Here is a 15,278-nt window from a genome sequence, read left to right on the forward strand (position 1 = left end):
CACTGACGTGCCAATCAGCGCCTGACACGCGTTAGTTCACCGATTCTGCCAGCCCGACCGGACGACCCACCACCACGAACTGTAGACCGTCGGGGTCCAAAAGTTCAGCGGCAACGCGGTTCACATCCTCGACTGTCACGGCGTTCACCTTGTCGTTGCGCGTGGCAATGTAGTCAGCTGGCAGACCTTGCATCTGCATTCCGGTCAGGATTCGCGCAATGGGGCCGTTGCCGTCAAACCGCAGAGGATAGGCCCCGGTCAGATAGGTTTTGGCAGATTCGACTTCTTCAGCGCTGATCCCTTCGGACGCCACCTTGGCCCATTCCGCGCGGATCACCTCAATCGCTTCCGCGACGCGATCATTGCCCGAGGCGACGCTGCCCAGATAGATCGTTGCCAGATCGCGAGGTGCCAGATAGGAATAGACCCCATAGGTCAGCCCACGCTTTTCGCGCACCTCTTGCATCAGGCGGCTTTCGAAGGAGCCACTGCCCAGCACTTCGTTCATCACATAGGCCGCAAAGAAATCCGGGTCCATGCGCTCGATCCCGTTTTGCGCAAACACCGCAACCGATTGAGGCGTATCAAAATCAACGACCTTTACACCGCCGGGAATGGTGACGTCCGCAGGTTCCGGCAGCGGAGCGCCGGTTTCGGGCAGTTCTGCCAACAGATCGTCCAGCATCGTGCCGAGTTCCTCGGGCGTGATGTCACCGACGGCCGACACATACAGGCGATCGCGCGCAAAAACCGCTTCATGCGCCGACAGGATGTCCTCGCGGGTCAATGCGGCAACCGACTCGACAGTGCCTTCGCCGTCCGAACCGTAGGGGTGATCGCCAAAGATCAGCGCGTTGAGCGACGCCCTCGCGATATCGTCGGGGTCTTTGGTCGCCGACTCGCGGCTTGCGATCACCTGCGAGCGCACACGTTCGATTGCTTCGGGGTCAAATCTCGGCTCGTGAATGGTATCGCGCAACAGCGCCAGTGCCTCGTCGCGGTTCTCGGTCAGGAAACGCGCCGAAACGGACACTGCATCATCACTCGCATCATACCGGAACGACGCTGCCAACGCCTCGACGGCGCGAGCATGGGCACGGGCATCCAGATCTCCGGCCCCTTCCTCGATCAAAGCGGTCATCAGATAAACCGCGCCCCGCTTGTCGGGCGCATCAAGCGACGTGCCGCCGCGAAACCGGATCTCCAGCGCGGTAAAGGGAATGGTGTGGTCTTCGACAAGCCAAGCATTGATTCCGGCGGGGCTTGTGACTTCCTGAACCTTGACCTCGGCCCAGGCAGGCAGCGCCAGAACCAGCGCGAAAAGGGTTATTGCAATCCGCATCATTGGGTCACCTCGTCATTCTGCATCAACCAGCCTGTCACCGACGCCTCGGGCTGAAACGTCTCGCGTGCCGCCGCCATGATATCGTCCGGTGTCACCGCCTGGAGGATATCCGGCCATGCCTGAATATCCTCAATGGTCAATCCGCTGGTCAGTCCTCGCCCATAGCGGTTCGCAATGCCGTCCACGTTGTCACGCGCATAGATCTGAGACGCGCGCAGCTGCATCTTTATCCGGTCGAGTTGCTCTTCATCCACGCTGCCGCGCATGAACTCCGCGATGGTTTCGTCCAGCGCCGCTTCTGCATCGGCCAGTGACACGCCGCGACTGGGCACAATCACCAGATCGAACGTGGTGTCATCCAGCGATGTCCCACTGTAGAAAGCGCCGGTATAAACCGCCAATTGCTGTTCAAACTGCAATTTTTCGGTCAGGTAAGACGTGGTGCCGTCACCAAGGATCGCCGCCAGCAGAACCAGTGCCGCTGCCTTTTCCTGCGCTCCGCTGTCGCGCTCCGGTGTCAAATAGGAACGCGACACATAGGGCTGCGCCACCCGCGCGTCCTTGAACGTCAGCCGCCGCTCGGAAGTTTGAGGCGGCTCTTGCGAGCGGACACGCTCGGGCAGGTCAGGATTTGCCGGTATCACCCCGTAATAGGTCTCGGCCAACCGCTTCACTTCATCCGGGTCGGCATCACCAGACACCACTAGGATCGCGTTGTTGGGGGCATAATAGGTCTTGTAGAACGACAGCGCGTCCTCAAGGCTCAGCTCTTCCATCTCGTGCTTCCAGCCGATGACGGGCACGCCATAGCGATGGTTCAAGTACTGCGCCGCGCTCATCTGTTCATTGAACAGGGCGCCGGGGTTGTTCTCGGTGCGCATGTTGCGTTCTTCAAGAATCACGTCACGCTCGGTCAGGATGTCCGCTTCGGCCAGTTGCAGATTGGCCATGCGGTCGGCCTCCATCTGCATCATCAATTCCAGTCGATCCGCCGCGACGCGTTGGAAATAGGCGGTATAGTCATAGCTGGTAAAAGCGTTGTCCTGTCCGCCATTGGCGGCGACCACGGCAGAAAACTCGCCCGGTTCCAGCGTCTCGGTGCCCTTGAACAACAAATGCTCAAGGAAATGCGCAACCCCCGACGCCCCCACGGGTTCATCCGCCGATCCCGCCCGATACCAGACCATCTGCTGCAAAACCGGGGCGCGATGATCCTCGATCACCACGACCTGCATGCCGTTTTCAAGCTCGAAACTGGTGACCGAATCCTCGATCGTTTCTGCGGCGGACGTTCCGGCACCCCATGCGGCAAGGGCCGCGACCGAAGCCAGAACAGAAAAGACACGCGCCATTGAAATCACCCTCTATGATACGCAGTTCAACCTACGTTCAGTTCCGCGAGGTTCAAGACAGCCGACGTAAATTTGAGGTTACAAATATTTAATCTGAGCCCGCGCTCATTCACCAGGAGGAGCCGTCGGCGTTTCTCGACCGGACTGACGGAACGCGTCGTTGATCGGGAAAGGATCGATGGTCTCGCGGCGATAGGCTTGGCTATAGCGATCGACCGGGAACAGCTTGAACCCGCTCCAGCGCGCTTGCCGTTTGCGGAATTCCGCGTCCTGCTGCGCCAGTGCTTCGCGTGTGTTGGATGGGACACCGTATCGGCTGGCACTGGCGATCAGCGCCTGATCAGACGCAGGAGTCCCGCCAGTCGCATCAAGCGACGAAGGCCGCCCGCCAAGCGCGACGATCGCATCGGCTTCGGGGTTCTGATCCACAAGATTACTGCCGCCCGGCGTTGGCGCTGGCAGCACGTCATAGTCCTGCGGCGCAGTCAACGGATTGACCGGAACCACCATGAATTCATCCGGGCCATCGGAATTGCTCCGAATGTCATGCAGCGGTTTGTTGCTGCATCCCGCCAGACCGACGCCTAGCCCCAATATCAAAACCTGCGCTATCCGCACCGGTCATCTCCTGCCTGTTTCACTGGTGTCTACCCCATTCATCGCTTGGGGTCACGCGATGTTTTATCCCGGTCTCGGCCCTCAAACAGCACCAGCCCAACGGCACCGACAAAGATGAACACATCCGCGAGGTTGAAAACAAAGGGGTTGTTAATGCCACAGCACGACATGTTCAGAAAATCAAGAACATAACCATAGACCAACCGGTCAAACACGTTACCAAGCGCGCCACCGACCAAAAGCCCTGCGCCAATCTGCATGACGCGGCTGTTCGGATGATTGCGCCGTACCCACAGCCAGACCGCCGCGACAACGGCGATCGAAAACACGATCAGGCTCCATCGCACAATGTCGGACTCGCCCTCAAAGAGGCCAAAGTTGATACCGGTGTTTTCGCCGTATCGGAAATTCAGCAACGGCGGCCAAACGTCAATCGCCAACCGCCGCGACAGTTCCATCCCATGCACCACGGCATATTTGCTGACCTGATCGGCCGCAAAGGCCAGCAATGCGGCCCCGATCAACAGACGCTGTGTCATGCGTTAGTGCCGGAAATGGCGCATGCCGGTAAAGACCATCGCCAGCCCGGCCTCGTCTGCCGCAGCAATCACTTCGTCATCCCGCATTGATCCACCGGGCTGGATCAGGGCCGTGGCTCCGGCTTCGGCGGCTGTGATCAAACCGTCAGCAAATGGAAAGAACGCGTCCGACGCGACGACCGAGCCTTGGGTCAGCGGTGCGTCCAGCTCCAGCACATCGGCCATGTCCTGTGCCTTGCGCGCGGCGATACGGGTGCTGTCCACCCGGCTCATCTGGCCCGCGCCGACACCGACGGTTGCGCCGTCCTTAACATAGATGATGGCGTTGGACTTCACATGCTTGGCAACGGTCCAGGCAAACAGCAGGTCATCCAGTTCGGCATCAGAGGGTGCGCGTTTGGTAACAACCTTTAAATCGTCGCGATTGATGAACCCGGTGTCCTTGTCCTGCACCAAAAGTCCGCCGGACACCTGCCGCCATGCCAACGCAGCGGCGCGCGGATCAGCCAGCGATCCCGTGGTCAGCAGCCGCAGGTTCTTTTTGGCAGCAAAGATTTCACGCGCAGCGTCGTCGGCATCGGGGGCGATCACTACTTCGGTGAAAATTCCGGTGATTTCCTGCGCCGTCGCCGCATCCAATGTGCGGTTCAGCGCAATGATGCCGCCGAACGCACTGGTGCGGTCACAATCAAACGCCCGCAGATAGGCATCTTTCAACGTCGCCCCACGCGCCACACCACAAGGGTTGGCGTGTTTGATGATCGCACAGGCCGGGCCGTCTTCGGGGGCGAACTCGCTGACCAGTTCAAACGCGGCGTCTGTGTCGTTGATGTTGTTATAGGACAGTTCCTTGCCCTGATGCTGTGTCGCGCTAGCGACGCCCGGACGGTCGGAGCCATCGGTGTAGAACGCCGCCTTCTGGTGCGGGTTCTCACCATAGCGCAGCGATTGGGCCAGCTTGCCCTTTGCCACGCGGCGGCGCGGTGTCTCGACCCCGACCGCGTCTGCCATCCAGTTGCTGACGGCGGCATCATAGGCACCGGTGCGGGCATATGCGGTCTGTGCCAGTGTGCGGCGGAACTCATCGCTCGCGGCCCCGTCGTTGGCATCCATATCAGCCAGCAGCGCGTCATAGTCGTCGGTATCGACCACAACCGACACAAAGGCGTGGTTCTTAGCGGCGGCGCGAATCATCGCCGGACCACCGATATCGATGTTCTCGATGCAGGTGGCATAATCCGCACCCGCTGCAACCGTCGCCTCGAACGGATAGAGGTTTACCACCAACAGGTCGATCGGGTTGATGACATATTGCTCCATGGCCGCCACATGTGATGGGTTGTCGCGCAACGCCAGCAGCCCGCCGTGTACCATCGGGTGCAGCGTCTTGACGCGCCCGTCCATCATTTCGGGGAAGCCCGTGACCTCGGCCACATCAAGCACCTCGAGACCAGCGTCGCGCAGAGTTTGCGCGGTGCCACCTGTGCTAAGGAGTTCGACATCCCGCGCCACCAGAGCCTTACCCAGTTCGACAAGCCCTGATTTGTCGGAAACAGAGAGCAGGGCGCGGCGGATGGGGCGATGGTCGGTCATGACAAGTCCTGAATGTGATGGCTGTTATGCGCGGCATAATCCAATTTCCGGCGGGATAGAACCGTCCTTTTGCCGCGCAACCGGGTTTCTGCCTGCGCGTACCCCCGTCGCCGTGAAAACAGGCCACCGATCAGCGTTTACCTGTCAAAAACGGGTTCATCCCTCAGGACATCGCGCACTGCAATTGCAGTGTCCTGCGCTTTGGACAGGGTCCACCGCACACGCGTCGCGGCCCCCATCGCACGGCCCGACAGCACGATCTGCTGCGATTCCCTTGGTTTCAGCCTCGTGCTTTCCAGATAAACGCCCGGTTCAACCGACATCTGCACGCCACCCTCGGGGCGAAACACCCAGACCTCACCGCTCTTCAGCCTCAGCGACACGGCGGACCCGGCCAGATCCAGCGTTGCCTCCACCTCGGGATGCAGATGCAGGCGAATGTCAAACCCGACGCCGGCCAGCTTGGTTCGGTCCATGGCCTGATCAAATCGTCGTTTGTCCGCATCCTCGATCGCCAGCAACATGTCTTCGCCGGACAACTGCCGCCCGTCAAAGCTCAGATCCAGTCGCCGTGCGTGGGTCAGGCCAAACTGCGCAACATAGCCATCATGCCCGCCCTGAAACTGCGCACCATCTGCACGCTCGGACATTTCGATGGGCACATGACGCGGTCCTTCGATCAATGGGACCAAGCCGGTCTTGCTGTCCTCGGTGGCCAGCCGCGCGCTGGAGTATCCGGTCAGGCCCAGCGTTGAATGCGACGGCGTCGCGCGCCCGGCGCGCCGCCACTGGCGGCCAAACGTTGCGCCAGAACCGCAATTCACGATCAGCGGCCGTCGCCCTGATGTCAGCTCGAACGCGAGTGTCGAGGCGTGGGCATTGAACGACGCCGCCCCGGTCGGCGGCATGGCGGCATCGATAATCACACTGGTGCGCCCAGCCGCCAGCCGTGCATAGCCCATCGCCAGCCCGTGAACCTGCTCGGGTTTGACGTGGCTGGCCGCAAGGGCATGGTCCAACCTCCCGTCCAAACCGCGCCCACCACCATGAAACCGCGCCAGAGCCCTATCCGAATGTCGCAGCGCACGCAGGGTCGGGGCGATCCGTTCAATCGCGCGGGCGTGCGCAGGCGGCACACCGCGCCCGACCTCGTGCAGCGCGGACGCGGCCCAGGTCAGCAGGGTAAACACCTCAAGTAGCTCTTCCGGGTTGCGGGTCGGCACGCCGCCTTCGTGATCAATCTGGGTGTCGCATTCCCGCGCCAACGCCCGCACCGCTGGATCGGCCAGCGCCTCTTCGCCCTCCAGCGACAGTCCGGCATAAATCAAACCCGTCAACGCTTCGAATCGCGGTAATCCGGGTGATGCGCTGTGCCAGCGTTTGGACAGAAACCAGCTTTGCCGCGCCAGCGCCCGGAAAAACGCCTCGCTTTCGGCGCTGTCCTGACCACGCAGCAGGAATATGGCGTGGTTGATCCACCGGATAACGCGCCGGCCGGTCAAATCCGGAGCCCATCCCGGCCCGCGCCCCTCGTCAAAGCGTGCGATCCAGCTCCAAACCCACTGCTGGGCTTGTGCACGGGCCGGGGTATCACCCACGGCCACCAGATCATCCAGCCAGGCAAACCCGTGCCGTTCCGCATCAAACGCGGCATCCGGCGCACCTATGTCCCAAAGATCACGGCCTTTCGCCTCGACCAGATAGCCAGCGAACATCAGGTTTCCGGCCACCAATTGCCGGCCTCTTGCGAATCCTCCGATGGTGCGCGGTTCGGGTTGTGACACGAACCCGGTCGCCCGCGCATACCCCCGCGCCAGCCGTGCATACAGACGGTTCAGCGCCCGGTCCCGCCGGGCTGCAAATATCTGCGAGCCTGCCATAGTGCCTCTGCCTCTACGCTCTGCGGCGTTTTAAAGCGTTTCGTCCCGATCTCTTATCAATATTCGCAGCTTGCGACAGATTTTTGTCGATCCGGCGCTAGCTGACGCCACAATCCTTGCGCAGAAGCGCCATATAAAACCCGTCCATCCCGCCATGTTCGGGCCAATAGTCCGGTCTCAGTCGCAGCCCGCCTTCTTCGGTGATCCACGCCGGATCGACGCCGGGCCGCGATAGCGCCGTGCGATCCACTTGCATGTCTGTATGTGTTTCCAGCGCTTCTTCCACTTGAACCTCGCCCTCGTCAGGCAACAGGCTGCAGGTGCAAAACACCATCCGCCCACCGGGGCGCAGCAAGGTCCACGCGTGGGCAAGCATCTCGGCCTGTAGCCCGATCAGCGCCGCAAATTCTGATCCATCTTTGGCATGGGGCAGATCCGGATGCCGCCGGATGGTGCCTGTCGCCGAACAGGGTGCATCCAGCAGGATTGCGTCATAGGTCCCGCTTTGCTCCAGCACATCGGCAACCTGTACGTCGGCCTGCAATCCGGTGCGGGCGAGATTTTCGCGCAATCGCTTCATACGTTGCTCGGAGCTGTCGACGGCGACCACGTCGGCACCGGCTGCTGCCAATTGCAGCGTCTTGCCCCCCGGCGCCGCGCAGAGATCCAGCACCCGTTCCCCCGGTTGCACCGCAAGCAGCGTCGCGGGGAGTGCGGCAGCTGCATCCTGAACCCACCAGGTACCGGTCTCATACCCCGGCAATGCGGTCACCTGCCCCGGTGTCGCCAGCCGCATGGACCCGGTCGGCACCGCCTCGCCACCCAATGCCGACAAATCGGCGCCCGGTTTGCCTGTGATGTCCAGAGGCGCGCCAGCAAAATGTGCCGACTCCATTCCCGCCACGGCCTCGGCGCCCCAAGCGGACACCAGCGGGCTGCGCAGCCATTTTGGCAAACGTGGCACCCGCAGTTTTGCCCAGTTCTCCGCGCCATCGGCGGCAATCTTGCGCAGAACGGCATTGACCATTCCCTTCAATTGCCCGTGCCGCTTGTGCGCACCGACGATCTGCACCATCGCGTTGACCACCCCATGCGCAGCCTCGCCCCGACACAGTTCGACCGTGCCCAGACGCAGCGCATTGCGCACCATCAGTGGAGGGTTTTTCCGCAGATGTTTCTGCAAGAGCCGATCGGCGCGCTCCAGCCCGCGCAGGGTTTCCAAGGCGAGTCGCTGCGCCCGCGCCCGGTCTTCAGGGGCCAGCCGGTCAAGCGCGCCTGCCGACAGGCATTCCGCCATCAGGCGGCCTTCGCCCAGCACCTGGTCCAGCAAATACACCGCGCTGCGCCGTGCGTTCAGGCCGCTTTCTGCCATCCGTTTATCTCCGCAAATCCGCCACGTCCCTTGTCAGACGGGGCCGCGGGCGTATATCACGCATCAGGCATAAAGGAACCCGCGATGACCGATACCCCGAGCCCCGAACTGCCGCCCGCAGCCCAACGCGCCCTCGCCGAAGCGGAAGAACGCCGCAAGCTGGCCGCCAAGGACACGCCTCTGCCCAAAGAGCTTGGCGGTCGCGACGGCCCTGAACCGGTCCGTTATGGCGATTGGGAGAAAAAGGGCCTCGCAGTCGATTTCTAAGGAAATGCGACCATCCCAAAGCCTTTGTGTATTGGCCGACATCGCACCTGCCCCTAAAGAGGCAGGCAACATTTGACCGGTTCTTAGTGTGTTACTCGAAGACTTCGACTGGCGCTGAAGGAGCAGTCGTGGTGGTGACCTCAGATCCGCCGCCATCCCCAATCAGCGCTCCGACAACAACGACAGTAACCACAAGGGCTGCAGCAGCTTCTGGTGTCAGTGCGCCCGCCAGAGCGGCGGGAACGTTCGCAGAGGCCTGTGTTTCACAGGTCACCTCGATAGAGCCATTCGGTAGGGTCACTGCCCCCAGCACGATACCCGTGCCGCACGCCAGCCGAGCCTGTGCCTGCGATAACGGCGCCGGAACGGTCTGCGCCTGTATCTGGCCTGCCAGTCCGGCTGCGAAAACACCGGCAATCGCTAAGCTTGAAAATTTGACCATGCCCTCACACTCGAATCCTGTTAGAATAGTCTTAACGATAGCGCGCCGAGCCGCCTCGGGCAACGCAAGGCACGCATAACTTACTATTTATCTGCAGGAGACTGTTTCAATATGAGCGCATTTCGGAAATTTGGAATTGTTGCGACCCTTACCGCAGCATCGGCAACAGGGCTTCCTGCTTTTGCTCAGGCAATCCCACCCGTCGTCTATACCGTGATTCTGCCCGCAGCCGGTTTTGGATCATCCAACTACACCGACGTGGTGACCGGCAGCATCGCATCGGCCCAACAATTCTGCGCCGAAATCGACAATGATTCTTACACGGTCGATTGTCTGGCTGAACGGCTTGGCAAGGTCGCGGACGAGATCCCGCAGGGTACCGACTATGACGAAGTGCGGAATATTCTGAAAGACACCTCCGATCAGCTTGAGAGCCTTGCACGGCAGAACCGTGACCCGTCACAGACGCGTGGACGTGCAACGCGCGCGGCGACAGATACAACCCCAGAGATCAGAACCACCCGCCCGCTGACTCCCGTGGCACCTCAGTCATTGCCACAGGTCAACCAGCAGGCCAGCGCCATCCTCAGCAATACCGAAACCCTTCTGCTGCGCAGCGCAGCGGGTTCCGAGAGCAAAACCCAGCAATACAGCCGCATTGCCGAGGCAATTGGTTCCAGCAAGGTGTTGCTGCGCTCGGCCTGATCTGACGGAGACGAGAATACCAGCGCGGCGGCTGTCGCAATCTCAGGTTGTGGCAAGCCGAGGCCATCAAGATTTTTTGCCGTCTTTGCCAAGGTAATGGACTTGCCGCCGCCCGATCTTCGGGTGGTGGTAACGACATTTCAACCTTGCTGCATAATCACTTGCGCACAAACCCTACCAGAAGGCGGAGAAAAGATGGGTTCTGTTCGTGTCTGAGAGGTCAAGCAGGTTGCGTAAACGTGAAACTGTGGCGCGCAAATCGTCGTCCCTTGTCAGATACGAATCACGACATTCGGCGGCGTCGCGACTTTGTTGCTTTGCCTCAAGGCGGCGATTGCTGGACAGTGGGTCACTGCAAGTGAAGGCGTGAGCATACAGCGATGCACCACTGCCAATGCCCAATCTCCGATGGCCGCCCAAACGGCGGGCACTAAGCCGAATCAATGGGCAAAAAACTGCCGATCAGTCGTTGAGGCCAAGCACATCCACCATGTCATAGGCACCCGGAGCCCTGCCCTGCCCCCAGAGTGCGGCGCGCAAAGCTCCGCGCGCGAACACCGCCCGGTCGGTCGCTACATGCCGCAGCGTGATCCGCTCCCCCGGCGCCGCAAAGAGCACGTCATGCTCGCCGACGATATCGCCACCGCGGATCGCCACAAAACCGATATCGCCACGCTTGCGCGCACCTGTCATGCCATCCCGGCCCCGATCCGCGACATCAGACAGGGTCACGCCGCGCCCCTCTGCCGCCGCTTCACCCAGCATCAATGCCGTGCCTGACGGGGCATCAACCTTGTGATGGTGGTGCGCCTCGATGATCTCGATATCAAAATCCTCATCTAGCGCGGCGGACACTTTCTTGGTCAGCTGTGTCAACAGGTTGACCCCAAGGCTCATATTGCCTGCCCGTACGATCACCGCATGCCGCGCGGAAGGTGTCAGTGCCTCGATCTGAGGGTCGGTCATTCCGGTGGTGCCGATCACATGCACAAGCCGCGCCTGCGCCGCCAATGCTGCGAACTCAAGCGTTGCTTGGGGTGCCGTGAAATCGATCACCGCCTGCGCCTGTGCAAACGCCTCAAGCGGATCGTCGGTTACGGTAACCCCCAGCTCCGCTCTGCCCATTGCGGTGCCGATGTCCTGACCGACCCAATCATGGCCCGTGCGTTCGACCGCCCCCACAAGCTGTGCCTTGTCGCTTTCGGTGATGGTCCGCACCAGCATCTGGCCCATCCGGCCCGAAGCCCCCGTTACAACGATACCCGGCTTATGTGTCATCGCGCGTCACTCCCTTGCGTCAGGTGCTGTTATCCGGTTGCGGCCCGCTTGGCAAAGCCTCTGCTACGCCTTAGATCAGGATCATGGCAAAGAACAAATTCCATGATGGACCCGGCCCCTCCCAACGACAGCTTCGCGTTGGCGAATTGATACGGCGTACCTTGTCCGAAGTCCTGGCCCGTGGCGATGTCCACGATCCCGACCTCAACCGCATGTCGATCACGGTTGGCGAAGTACGAACCTCACCGGATCTGCGCGTCGCCACCGCATATGTGCTGCCGCTTGGCGGTCAGGGGCAGGAAGACGTGCTGAAACTGCTGGCGCGCAACAAAGGCGAATTGCGGCGCGCCGTATCCAAGAAACTCGCCCTCAAGTTCGCCCCGGACCTGCGGTTTCAGCTGGACGATACGTTTGACCGGATGGACGACACACGCCGGATGCTGAATCAGGACGCGGTCCGCCGCGACACTGACGGGTGAAGCCCTTCGCGGCCCTTCTGCTGGTCATGCTGCTGGCCCCTGCCGCCGCTCTGGCACAGGATTGCCGCGATGTGAGCCATGCGGGCAACGGATACGCGGTCTGTGAAATCGATATGACCCAGGCCGATCTGCGCCTGTTTCTTTATGACGACACTGGTGGGCTGTTCGGCCATTTTTCGACCATCAATGCCGCGCTTGCGCCCAGTGGCAAACGGCTCGCGTTCGCGATGAATGCGGGCATGTACCATGATGACCGCGCGCCGGTTGGCCATTACCTTGAGAACGGCACCGAAGCGATGCGCGTCATCACCAACGCAGGCCCCGGTAATTTCGGGTTGCTGCCCAACGGCGTGTTCTGCATTCGCGAAGGTCGTGCCGATGTCATCGAAACGCTGGCCTTCGTCGAGTCGCAACCCACGTGCGAATTTGCCACGCAATCCGGCCCAATGCTGGTCATCGATGGCGAATTGCACCCCCGGTTCCTGATCGACAGTACATCGCGCTATATCCGCAACGGTGTCGGAACCAGCGCCGATGGCACCCGTGCGGTATTCGTCATCTCGCGCAATGCAGTCACCTTCCACGAATTTGGCAGCTTGTTTTTGGAAGAACTGGCCTTGCCCAATGCACTCTATTTCGACGGCAACATTTCGCGCCTTTATGCCCCTTCGATCAACCGAAACGACCTCGGTTTCCGGCTTGGCCCCATCGTCGGATTGGTGGTCGACGCGGAATAGATCTTCATCTGTTGCGCTGGAGGCGGAGCACTTGCAGTCACGAGATGCCTCAGACTCCCCAAGCGCCAATCACCACGCCCCAAAGACGATGAAAACCACGATTACCAGTGACGCAGCAGGCAGAGTGCACGCACCGCAAGGTCTAGAGGTGGTTGGTATCGATATCTGGCCGACGCCAACTGTGGGGTTTGACACCCCTGCCCGTCTCGGCTACCTCGCCGCATCCGGAACCAAGCAGAGGCAACATGGGACGCAAACGCAAAGGCCGCGACATTTCCGGCTGGTTGATCATCGACAAGCCCGCCGGTCCGACCTCTACCGCCATTGTGAACAAGGTTCGCTGGGCAATGAACGCGCAGAAAGCTGGTCATGCGGGCACGCTCGACCCAGCAGCGACAGGTGTGCTGGCAATTGCACTTGGCGAGGCGACCAAAACGGTTCCCTATATCACCGACGCTCTAAAGGCCTATGCGTTTACCATCCGGCTCGGGCAGGCCACCAACACGGATGACGCCGAAGGTGAAATCATCGGTGAAAGCGATCTGCGGCCCAGCGACGAACAGATCAAAGAGGCGTTGAACCCGTTTGTCGGTGACATCCAGCAGGTGCCGCCACAGTTCTCGGCCGTCAAGATCGACGGCGAACGCGCCTACAAACGCGCCCGCGATGGCGAGGACATGGAGCTTGCTGCACGCCCCCTCTGGGTCGAGGAGCTGATTCTGATCGATCGCCCTGACGCCGATCATGTGACGCTGGAAATGACCTGCGGCAAGGGTGGCTATGTGCGCAGTATTGCCCGCGATCTTGGCGCGGCGCTTGGCTGTCTGGGCCATGTGGTATCGCTGCGGCGGATCTGGTCCGGACCCTTTAATGCCGAAGACGCGCTGACGATTGAACAGATCGAGGAAATGGCGCGGACCCCGGAACTGGACAAATATCTCCAACCGCTGGAAATCGGGCTTTCCGAACTGCCCGAGTTGCGCTGCCCCCCCGAAGGCGCCGCACGTTTGCGCAATGGCAACCCTGGCATGGTTCTGGCGTCGGATGTCGAATACGGCGATCACGCATGGGCATCGCATGATGGCAAGGCCGTCGCCGTGGGGGTCTACAAATCCGGAGAACTGCACCCGGCGCGCGTGTTCAACACACCCAAGGGCTGATCTTTCACTTTGTGATTTCGATCAATTCGACCTCTACCGTCGCACCCGCCTCGATCAGACGGCTCGCAAAATCATTTGCAGTCGCTTCGGCCAAACCGGTGATAATCAATTCGCCCGGTGTTTCAGACAGGGTTTTGGAGTCCTGCAGGCCCATTCCGGTCACTTCCCGGATGGCCTTGATCACGTTGATCTTGCTGTTTCCGGTCGCCACGAGGCGAAGCGCATAGCCGGGCAGGATCGCCCTATCCATGGACATCTGCTTTTGTGGCTGGGTGTAAGGCAAATAGCTTGGCCGCTCGTCGCCCTGTTCGATCCGTTCGGCTTCGAGGTCGGCATATTCGATCAGCTTGTCGGCGCGCAGGTTCCCAAGCAACCCGATATCAACCATAAACCGCAACCTTTGCGCGCGGGTCTGGTCGTCTTCTTCAGAGAGCGCAGTGGTGATCAGCTCATAAGAAAACTTCTGCTGTTCCAGGCTGGCTTGCGCCGCATTGACCAGCTGCCGCTCCTGAACGCTCAGGTTGCCGGTCAGATAGGCCGCACCCATTGACGCCGCGGCCCCGATGACCGCTGACAGCACCGAGATCAGCGCGACATGGCTGCGCCCGCGTTGTTCCGCCCCTTGAGACGCATGGCCGATCCGCGCCTTGAGCGCTTCGATTTCGAGTTCCTTTTCGCGCAGCAACACATTGTTCTTGTCACGCTGTTCCTCAAGTTCGATCCTGCGCTTTTCCAGCGCGTCCTGATCCGCCATCTGCCCGGCCTCCTGAAAAAATGACAAACCAACGAAACGCAGACCGGTTCGGTTGGCGCTCGCCTGAAATCGCCTTTATGAAGGCGCAATGATAACACGATCTCATACCAAGGGCGATGCGCCCTCGACCGCCATCTACTCAGATTGCGAACGATATCGCTATAGTCTCACGCGGGTCTGGGACCCCGAAGGGCAGCGGGCACTTTTTGTCATGCTGAACCCATCCACAGCGACCGAAGTGCAGAACGATCCCACCGTCGAACGCTGTGAACGCCGCGCCCGTGCGCTTGGGTTCGGGGCGTTTCAGGTCACCAACATCTTTGCCTGGCGCGACACTGATCCCCGTGCCATGCGTGCAGCCGCCGATCCGGTCGGCCCCGAGAATGATGCGGCAATCCTCGCCGGGGCGGAGTGGGCCGATCAGGTGATTGCGGCCTGGGGAACCCATGGCGCGCACCTTTCGCGCGGAGAGACTGTTACAAACCTGCTGCGCGGTACCGGGCGACCCTTGTTGCACCTCGGGCTCAGCAAGGCCGGTCATCCGAAACACCCGCTTTACATCGCCTACAGCCAGCAGCCCGAACCTTGGCTCTGATAACCGCCGCTTAACCGTAAAGTCATCTGTGGGTGGCTCCTGCATTGCAAGTGTTTTCTGGTGATATGCGCGGTCATTTTCGTCAGTACTGTCGTCTGTCCGGCCTGTTTATGTTTTGGCATTGCCTCCACTGGCCCTGATGAATTCCGCAAGCGAGGTTCC

At 60.8% G+C, this 15,278-nt stretch carries 16 protein-coding genes; 6 read left to right on the forward strand and 10 right to left on the reverse strand.

Features of this window, described 5'->3' with window-relative positions:
* Positions 1 to 31: 31 nt before the first annotated feature.
* The 7 genes from ABJO75_RS05265 to ABJO75_RS05295 all read right to left on the reverse strand — a co-directional run bounded on the left by ABJO75_RS05265 (position 32) and on the right by ABJO75_RS05295 (position 8,699).
* The gene (locus ABJO75_RS05265) at positions 32 to 1,345 is read right to left on the reverse strand and encodes a pitrilysin family protein (RefSeq protein ID WP_348135015.1); all 1,314 of its coding nucleotides are present in this window, start codon (positions 1,343 to 1,345) and stop codon (positions 32 to 34) included.
* Complete coding sequence (locus ABJO75_RS05270) at positions 1,342 to 2,697, reverse strand: pitrilysin family protein (protein WP_348135016.1); 1,356 nt, start codon at positions 2,695 to 2,697, stop codon at positions 1,342 to 1,344. The genes ABJO75_RS05265 and ABJO75_RS05270 overlap by 4 nt, the downstream gene beginning before the upstream one ends.
* 105 nt (positions 2,698 to 2,802) lie before the next feature.
* Entirely contained in the window at positions 2,803 to 3,315 is a 513-nt protein-coding gene (locus ABJO75_RS05275; RefSeq protein ID WP_348135018.1) for a DUF3035 domain-containing protein, read from the reverse strand.
* 38 nt (positions 3,316 to 3,353) lie between these two features.
* Positions 3,354 to 3,854, reverse strand: a complete 501-nt coding sequence (lspA, locus tag ABJO75_RS05280; protein ID WP_348135020.1) for a signal peptidase II — start codon at positions 3,852 to 3,854, stop codon at positions 3,354 to 3,356.
* Between the two features lie 3 nt (positions 3,855 to 3,857).
* On the reverse strand, positions 3,858 to 5,447 hold the full coding sequence (purH, locus tag ABJO75_RS05285; protein WP_348135022.1) for a bifunctional phosphoribosylaminoimidazolecarboxamide formyltransferase/IMP cyclohydrolase: 1,590 nt from the start codon (positions 5,445 to 5,447) through the stop codon (positions 3,858 to 3,860).
* Positions 5,448 to 5,584: 137 nt separating this feature from the next.
* Entirely contained in the window at positions 5,585 to 7,327 is a 1,743-nt protein-coding gene (locus ABJO75_RS05290) for a heparinase II/III family protein (RefSeq protein ID WP_348135024.1), read from the reverse strand.
* Between the two features lie 97 nt (positions 7,328 to 7,424).
* A complete protein-coding gene (locus tag ABJO75_RS05295) occupies positions 7,425 to 8,699 on the reverse strand; it encodes a transcription antitermination factor NusB (RefSeq protein WP_348135026.1) in 1,275 nt (424 codons plus the stop codon).
* Between the two features lie 84 nt (positions 8,700 to 8,783).
* On the opposite strand from ABJO75_RS05295, the gene ABJO75_RS05300 reads away from it, so the two are divergent.
* Positions 8,784 to 8,966 carry a DUF1674 domain-containing protein gene (locus ABJO75_RS05300; RefSeq protein WP_348135028.1) on the forward strand — a complete coding sequence of 61 codons (183 nt, stop codon included), beginning with the start codon at positions 8,784 to 8,786 and terminating at the stop codon, positions 8,964 to 8,966.
* Between the two features lie 91 nt (positions 8,967 to 9,057).
* On the opposite strand, the gene ABJO75_RS05305 is transcribed toward ABJO75_RS05300, so the two are convergent.
* Complete coding sequence (locus tag ABJO75_RS05305; RefSeq protein ID WP_348135029.1) at positions 9,058 to 9,408, reverse strand: hypothetical protein; 351 nt, start codon at positions 9,406 to 9,408, stop codon at positions 9,058 to 9,060.
* Positions 9,409 to 9,519: 111 nt separating this feature from the next.
* Here ABJO75_RS05305 and ABJO75_RS05310 point away from each other — a divergent pair, with 111 nt between their 5' ends.
* On the forward strand, positions 9,520 to 10,113 hold the full coding sequence (locus ABJO75_RS05310) for a hypothetical protein (protein ID WP_348135031.1): 594 nt from the start codon (positions 9,520 to 9,522) through the stop codon (positions 10,111 to 10,113).
* Between the two features lie 462 nt (positions 10,114 to 10,575).
* Here ABJO75_RS05310 and dapB read toward each other — a convergent pair whose 3' ends face one another.
* Positions 10,576 to 11,391 (reverse strand): 4-hydroxy-tetrahydrodipicolinate reductase, encoded by an 816-nt coding sequence (dapB, locus tag ABJO75_RS05315; protein WP_348135033.1) that lies wholly within the window; start codon positions 11,389 to 11,391, stop codon positions 10,576 to 10,578.
* 83 nt (positions 11,392 to 11,474) lie between these two features.
* On the opposite strand from dapB, the gene rbfA reads away from it, so the two are divergent.
* The 3 genes from rbfA (at position 11,475) to truB (ending at position 13,767) form a co-directional block, all read left to right on the forward strand.
* The gene (gene rbfA, locus ABJO75_RS05320; protein WP_348135035.1) at positions 11,475 to 11,870 is read left to right on the forward strand and encodes a 30S ribosome-binding factor RbfA; all 396 of its coding nucleotides are present in this window, start codon (positions 11,475 to 11,477) and stop codon (positions 11,868 to 11,870) included.
* A gap of 26 nt (positions 11,871 to 11,896) precedes the next feature.
* A complete protein-coding gene (locus ABJO75_RS05325; RefSeq protein ID WP_348135044.1) occupies positions 11,897 to 12,607 on the forward strand; it encodes a phosphodiester glycosidase family protein in 711 nt (236 codons plus the stop codon).
* 245 nt (positions 12,608 to 12,852) lie between these two features.
* Complete coding sequence (gene truB / locus ABJO75_RS05330) at positions 12,853 to 13,767, forward strand: tRNA pseudouridine(55) synthase TruB (RefSeq protein ID WP_348135037.1); 915 nt, start codon at positions 12,853 to 12,855, stop codon at positions 13,765 to 13,767.
* Between the two features lie 4 nt (positions 13,768 to 13,771).
* On the opposite strand, the gene ABJO75_RS05335 is transcribed toward truB, so the two are convergent.
* Positions 13,772 to 14,521 (reverse strand): ribosomal protein L7/L12, encoded by a 750-nt coding sequence (locus tag ABJO75_RS05335; RefSeq protein ID WP_348135039.1) that lies wholly within the window; start codon positions 14,519 to 14,521, stop codon positions 13,772 to 13,774.
* Positions 14,522 to 14,609: 88 nt separating this feature from the next.
* Here ABJO75_RS05335 and ABJO75_RS05340 point away from each other — a divergent pair, with 88 nt between their 5' ends.
* Positions 14,610 to 15,116 carry a DUF1643 domain-containing protein gene (locus tag ABJO75_RS05340; RefSeq protein ID WP_348135041.1) on the forward strand — a complete coding sequence of 169 codons (507 nt, stop codon included), beginning with the start codon at positions 14,610 to 14,612 and terminating at the stop codon, positions 15,114 to 15,116.
* Positions 15,117 to 15,278: the final 162 nt, after the last annotated feature.

Origin of the sequence: Sedimentitalea sp. (genome assembly GCF_039973035.1) — a bacterium.
GTDB lineage: Bacteria > Pseudomonadota > Alphaproteobacteria > Rhodobacterales > Rhodobacteraceae > Sedimentitalea.

Excerpts from the sequence above, each read along its gene's own strand:
- ABJO75_RS05265 (WP_348135015.1), bottom strand. The coding sequence starts at position 1,345 with ATGATGCGGATTGCAATAACCCTTTTCGCGCTGGTTCTGGCGCTGCCT.
- ABJO75_RS05270 (WP_348135016.1), bottom strand. The coding sequence starts at position 2,697 with ATGGCGCGTGTCTTTTCTGTTCTGGCTTCGGTCGCGGCCCTTGCCGCA.
- lspA (WP_348135020.1), bottom strand. The coding sequence starts at position 3,854 with ATGACACAGCGTCTGTTGATCGGGGCCGCATTGCTGGCCTTTGCGGCC.
- purH (WP_348135022.1), bottom strand. The coding sequence starts at position 5,447 with ATGACCGACCATCGCCCCATCCGCCGCGCCCTGCTCTCTGTTTCCGAC.
- ABJO75_RS05290 (WP_348135024.1), bottom strand. The coding sequence starts at position 7,327 with ATGGCAGGCTCGCAGATATTTGCAGCCCGGCGGGACCGGGCGCTGAAC.
- ABJO75_RS05295 (WP_348135026.1), bottom strand. The coding sequence starts at position 8,699 with ATGGCAGAAAGCGGCCTGAACGCACGGCGCAGCGCGGTGTATTTGCTG.
- ABJO75_RS05300 (WP_348135028.1), top strand. The coding sequence starts at position 8,784 with ATGACCGATACCCCGAGCCCCGAACTGCCGCCCGCAGCCCAACGCGCC.
- ABJO75_RS05305 (WP_348135029.1), bottom strand. The coding sequence starts at position 9,408 with ATGGTCAAATTTTCAAGCTTAGCGATTGCCGGTGTTTTCGCAGCCGGA.
- ABJO75_RS05310 (WP_348135031.1), top strand. The coding sequence starts at position 9,520 with ATGAGCGCATTTCGGAAATTTGGAATTGTTGCGACCCTTACCGCAGCA.
- dapB (WP_348135033.1), bottom strand. The coding sequence starts at position 11,391 with ATGACACATAAGCCGGGTATCGTTGTAACGGGGGCTTCGGGCCGGATG.
- rbfA (WP_348135035.1), top strand. The coding sequence starts at position 11,475 with ATGGCAAAGAACAAATTCCATGATGGACCCGGCCCCTCCCAACGACAG.
- ABJO75_RS05325 (WP_348135044.1), top strand. The coding sequence starts at position 11,897 with ATGCTGCTGGCCCCTGCCGCCGCTCTGGCACAGGATTGCCGCGATGTG.
- truB (WP_348135037.1), top strand. The coding sequence starts at position 12,853 with ATGGGACGCAAACGCAAAGGCCGCGACATTTCCGGCTGGTTGATCATC.
- ABJO75_RS05335 (WP_348135039.1), bottom strand. The coding sequence starts at position 14,521 with ATGGCGGATCAGGACGCGCTGGAAAAGCGCAGGATCGAACTTGAGGAA.
- ABJO75_RS05340 (WP_348135041.1), top strand. The coding sequence starts at position 14,610 with ATGATAACACGATCTCATACCAAGGGCGATGCGCCCTCGACCGCCATC.